The sequence below is a fragment of the Mesorhizobium sp. M8A.F.Ca.ET.021.01.1.1 genome (genome assembly GCF_003998025.1).
Classification (GTDB): domain Bacteria; phylum Pseudomonadota; class Alphaproteobacteria; order Rhizobiales; family Rhizobiaceae; genus Mesorhizobium.
The window spans coordinates 1-2857 of the sequence record NZ_RZSJ01000707.1 but is presented as its reverse complement, the minus strand read 5'-3'; the positions used below and the strand labels follow the sequence as shown (position 1 = coordinate 2857).

The 2857-nt window shown below is 64.6% G+C and carries 5 protein-coding genes and 1 pseudogene; 5 read left to right on the top strand and 1 reads right to left on the bottom strand.

The window, feature by feature from the left end:
* The 5 genes from argJ to EOA36_RS32575 all read left to right on the top strand — a co-directional run.
* The coding region (gene argJ, locus EOA36_RS32595; RefSeq protein WP_127280917.1) for a bifunctional glutamate N-acetyltransferase/amino-acid acetyltransferase ArgJ at positions 1–809 on the top strand (809 nt) is incomplete at its 5' end.
* Between the two features lie 29 nt (positions 810–838).
* Entirely contained in the window at positions 839–1591 is a 753-nt protein-coding gene (locus tag EOA36_RS32590; RefSeq protein ID WP_127280916.1) for a GNAT family N-acetyltransferase, read from the top strand.
* On the top strand, positions 1584–2006 hold the full coding sequence (locus EOA36_RS32585; protein ID WP_127280915.1) for a (deoxy)nucleoside triphosphate pyrophosphohydrolase: 423 nt from the start codon (positions 1584–1586) through the stop codon (positions 2004–2006). Before EOA36_RS32590 ends, EOA36_RS32585 begins: the two co-directional genes overlap by 8 nt.
* Positions 2007–2129: 123 nt before the next feature.
* The gene (locus tag EOA36_RS32580) at positions 2130–2444 is read left to right on the top strand and encodes a hypothetical protein (protein WP_127280914.1); all 315 of its coding nucleotides are present in this window, start codon (positions 2130–2132) and stop codon (positions 2442–2444) included.
* Between the two features lie 110 nt (positions 2445–2554).
* Complete coding sequence (locus EOA36_RS32575; RefSeq protein ID WP_127280913.1) at positions 2555–2734, top strand: Flp family type IVb pilin; 180 nt, start codon at positions 2555–2557, stop codon at positions 2732–2734.
* 6 nt (positions 2735–2740) lie between these two features.
* On the opposite strand, the pseudogene EOA36_RS32570 reads toward EOA36_RS32575, so the two are convergent.
* Positions 2741–2857: pseudogene (locus EOA36_RS32570) on the bottom strand (IS630 family transposase); the annotation flags it as partial.

The window sequence follows — 2857 nt, the reverse complement described above, 5'->3', positions numbered from 1 at the left end:
AGCCGAACCTGTGGACCGAGGCTGCAAAGGCCATCATGACCACGGACACCTATCCGAAAGTGGCGACGCAGACGGTGAAGCTCGGCGACGCCGATGTCACCATCAACGGCATTTCCAAGGGTGCCGGCATGATCGCGCCAGACATGGCGACGATGCTCTCCTTCATCGCCACCGACGCGCCGATCGCGGCACCGGTCCTGCAGGACCTTTTGTCGCGCGGCACTGCCAAGACATTCAACGCGGTGACCGTCGACAGCGACACCTCGACCAGCGACACGCTGTTGTTGTTCGCCACCGGCAAGGCGGCAAAGCGCGGCGCGCCTGAAATCACCGATCCCAGGGATGCCCGCCTTGGTCAGTTCCGCCGGGCGCTCGGCAAGGTGCTGAAGTCGCTGGCGCTGCAAGTGGTGCGTGACGGCGAGGGCGCGCGCAAGCAGGTCGAGGTCACCGTCACCGGCGCGAAATCGGCCCGCTCGGCCAAGCGCATCGCGCTGTCGATCGCCAATTCGCCGCTGGTCAAGACGGCGGTCGCCGGCGAGGATGCCAATTGGGGCCGCGTCGTCATGGCCGTCGGCAAGGCCGGCGAGCCCGCCGACCGCGACCGGCTGTCGATCTGGTTCGGCGACAACCGGCTGGCGCATGAGGGCGAGCGCGACCCGGCCTACTCGGAGGAAGCAACCTCGGCCTACATGAAGCGCGATGACATCCGCATCCGCGCCGATATCGGCATCGGCCGCGGCAAGGCGACGGTGTGGACCTGCGATCTCACCAAGGAATATGTCGCCATCAACGGCGACTACCGGAGCTGATCGCGTTGGTATCGCGTCATCCGGCAAGCATGCTCGCGACCGTGCGCCGCTACGAGGCGGCCGGCTTTCGCGCCTGGCCCGCGGCTGCGGTCCACTATGACGGCACGTGGGTGGTGCGCCTGACCGCGGGACATCCGGCCAAGCGGCTGAACTCGGTCAATCCGCTCGATCCCGGCGACATCCAGCACATCGCCGACCGCATCGGCCGCGCCAGCCGCCGCTTCGACGCCTATGGCCGGCCATTGACGTTCCGCATGTCGCCACTGTCGGGCCCCGATCTTGCCAGCCATCTCGACAAGGAAGGCTGGAGCCGGTTCGACGAATCGCTGGTCATGCGGCTGCCGTTGGCCGACGCGCGGCTCGACGACGCCATGGACCAGATTCCGCTCAAGGACATCAGCCGCTTCATCGGCGCATTGCTCAAGGTCAGCGGCTCGGACATATCGCTGCGGCCGGGCCTGTCGGAGATCATCGGCGCTATCCAGCCTGAAGCCGGGCTGTTCGCGCTCGAGGATGGGGCGGAGCCGCTGGCGACGCTGATCTGCGTGCATGACGGCGATCTTGCGGGCCTGTTCGAGGTCGCCACCGACAAGGCGGCGCGCAACAAGGGGCACGGCCGCAACCTGATCCTGTCGGCGTTGAAATGGGCGCGGCTGCGCGGCGCGCGGGAGGCCTGGCTGCAGGTCGAGGCCGGCAACGCGCCGGCGCTGGCGCTCTACCGCGCGCTCGGCTTCGAGGAAGTCTACCGCTACCACTACCGCCGGCCGCCCGGCCATGAATGATCTGACATCCAGCGGCAAGCGCCTGCTCCTGGTCGCCGCTTGCGCGCTGGTCGACGCCGATGGCCGCGTGCTGCTGGCGCAGCGGCCTGAAGGCAAGCAGCTTGCCGGCCTGTGGGAGTTTCCCGGCGGCAAGGTCGAGCCCGGCGAGACGCCGGAACAATGCCTCATCCGTGAACTGCATGAAGAGATCGGCATCGAAACCGAAATCCCCTGCCTGGCGCCGTTGACCTTTGCCAGCCATTCCTATGACGATTTCCATCTCTTGATGCCGCTGTTTGTCTGCCGCCGCTTCCGCGGCATCGCCCAGCCGAGGGAAGGGCAGGCGCTAAAATGGGTGCGGCCGAAACAGATGCGCGACTATCCGATGCCGCCGGCCGATGCGCCGTTGATCCCGTTCCTGATCGATCTCCTCTGACGATCGAAGGCTGATTGGACCACGGTCCACCAGCCAGCGTTAATGGAAGATTTATCTCATCATGAAAAATTGATGCATGGCCGTTTTTCGCGTGGCCGCCACAATTTCGCTGGGGAGCGAGGAATGAGCCTGGACAGGGAGTGGGATTCGATCCGGCCCGAGCGCGGTTTTCGTGCCGCCGATGCCGGCATGGGCGTCCTGCGGATCGCGCTGCTGTTCGGGTCGGCTGCGGTGGCGCTGGCGCTGATCGCGACCCCTTTCCTCGACAGCCAGACGCGTTCGCAAACGGCCCGCGATGGTTTCCCCGGCCTCGACATCACGGCTACCGGTTCGATCAGCCACCGCAGCACCTATACAGTGCGCCGCAGCGTGCTGCAGGCCGACCCCGGCGCGGTCTGCATTATCCGCTCCGATGGCAAAAGCAGCGGCGACTGCTGACAAGGTTAAGGCATTGCTGAAAGGCGGCGATTTCATCCCCTGTTAAGCCTTTGCCGTTAACCTTTCTTAACAGATCGGCCGTAAGATCGTGGCAAGGGGGAAATGAGGTGATGAAAACAGTGCTGCTGCGCTTTCTGAAGGACGAAAACGGCGCCACGGCCGTCGAATACGGCCTGATTGTCTGCGTACTGTCGCTGACGATCATCGGCGGTATCGGCCAGGTCTTCAACTCGATCACCTGGCTGTTCAGCGACAACGGCAGCAGGCTTGCGAACGCTTTCGCGCACTAGAGCGTTTCATGTTTTGACGGAAGCGTATCCGGCGTTTTCGAAGTAGTTCTTGCATTCGGCTGCCTCGATGGTTTCGACGAGGTGGCCGATGTGACGCCAAGTTTCCTCGACGGTGCGTTTCTG